The sequence below is a fragment of the Rhodococcus sp. AW25M09 genome (assembly GCF_000333955.1).
GTDB lineage: Bacteria > Actinomycetota > Actinomycetes > Mycobacteriales > Mycobacteriaceae > Rhodococcoides.
The window spans coordinates 1-1,931 of record NZ_CAPS01000132.1; the positions used below are offsets into that span (position 1 = coordinate 1).

The 1,931-nt window shown below is 64.9% G+C and carries 2 protein-coding genes; both read left to right on the top strand.

The window, feature by feature from the left end; translation table 11 throughout:
* Positions 1–615 (top strand): apolipoprotein N-acyltransferase (gene lnt / locus RHODMAR_RS24310; protein ID WP_008720109.1); only part of this gene is annotated, 615 nt, incomplete at its 5' end.
* Positions 616–649: 34 nt separating this feature from the next.
* A partial coding sequence (gene resB, locus RHODMAR_RS24315; protein ID WP_042940241.1) for a cytochrome c biogenesis protein ResB occupies positions 650–1,931 on the top strand: 1,282 nt, incomplete at its 3' end.

A 1,931-nucleotide genomic window follows, 5' to 3' on the forward strand; every position in this document is an offset into this window, starting at 1 on the left:
AACACCTCGATCGTGTGGGATCCCGTCACCGGGCCCGGGCAGAGGCACGACAAGCGGCAACTGGTGCCGTTCGGGGAGTACCTGCCGATGCGCACGATCGTCACCGCACTCTCTCCCTATGCCGCCCAGGCAGGAAACTTCACCCCGGGCCAGGGCAACGGCGTCCTCGACCTCGCCGGAGTGCACGTCGCGGTGGCCACCTGCTACGAGGTCGCCTTCGACTCGTTGCTCACCGACTCCGTGCGCGCCGGTGCCCAGCTGATCGCAGTGCCCACCAACAACGCCACTTTCGGTCGGACGAACATGACCTATCAACAACTCGCCATGTCGCGGGTACGAGCGGTCGAACACGGGCGCAGCGTCGTCGTGTCGGCCACCAGCGGCGTCAGCGCCGTCATCGATGCACGCGGGGAGGTCGTCGAGCGCACGGAGCTGTTCACCCCCGCAGCTGTCGTCACCGAGGTGTCACTGAGCACCACCCTCACCCCGGCGACGATCACCGGCAGCGTTCCGGAATGGATTGCCGCCACCGGCGCTGGTGCAGCACTGGCGTTCTCGCTGCTGCGCCGACCACGCTCCATCACACCGAACCCCGCAAACTACTATGTCGCGTAGTATTTAGATGGTGGTCGGTGAAGGGCGTGCGGAGATGACGATCGACGAACACCCCCGTGCGCACTCGCCGGGACTGGTGCGCAGAACAGTGGCGATGCTGCGCAACCGGTGGCGACAACTGACGTCGATGCGGACAGCGTTGGTGCTGCTGTTCCTCCTCGCCGCCGCAGCTGTCCCCGGCGCTTTGCTGCCGCAGCGCAATCTCAATACCCAGGCCGTCGATTCTTTCATTGCCGCGCGTCCGGTTCTCGGGCCGGTGATGGACACGCTGGAATTGTTCGACGTGTTCGCGAGTTCCTGGTTCACCGCGATCTACGTCCTGTTGTTCGTGTCGCTGATCGGCTGTCTGACTCCCCGGTTGATCGAGCACGGCAAAGCTCTTCGCGCACAACCTGTTCGAGTACCGCGAAACCTCACTCGACTACCGTTGCATCATTCGGGCACCCTCGCCGGTGACCCCGAGAAGGTGATCGCCGACATCGCGCGGCACTTGAAAGGGTGGCGTACCGCCGTTCGACCCGAGCCCGATGGGGCACTGACTCTCTCGGCGGAGAAGGGCTACACCCGCGAGGCCGGGAACCTGCTGTTTCACTTCTCGCTGATCGGTCTGCTCGCGGCCATCGCGATCGGCAAACTGTTCGGCTACGAAGGCTCGGTCATCGTCATCGCCGACAACGGGCCCGGTTTCTGCAACACCTCGCCCGCGATCTACGACTCCTTTCGCGCCGGCAACAGCACCGACGGCACCGGACTCGAGCCGTTCTGTATCCGGGTCAGAGATTTCACCGCCGACTACCTCGAGAACGGTCAGGCCGAGATGTTCACCTCGAACATCTCCTACCAGAGCGCCGACGACATCGCCGCCGACACCTGGCGCGACTATCAACTCAAAGTCAACGAACCCCTCCGGCTCGGCGACGAACGCATCTACCTCACCGGACACGGCTACGCCCCCGAGTTCACCGTCACCTTCCCCGACGGCCAGACCCGCACCGAAGCGCTGCAGTTCCGCCCCGACGACGCCACCACGTTCCTCAGCAGCGGCGCGCTGCGATTCGACCCACCCGGGGGGACCTACGCCACCGCCGAGGAGCGCCGCCGAGGGCAGATCGCCATCGAAGGACTCTTCGCGCCCACCGCGCAATTCAACGGCAACCTGCTCTCCTCCCGCTTCCCGGAACTGGTCGATCCCGCGGTGGCAGTGGACATCTACAAAGGCGACACCGGTCTCGACACCGGCATCCCGCAGTCGATCTTCTCCCTGGACCAGGAGATGATCAACCAGGGCCGGCTGGTCAAGCAGGACCGGGTCAACC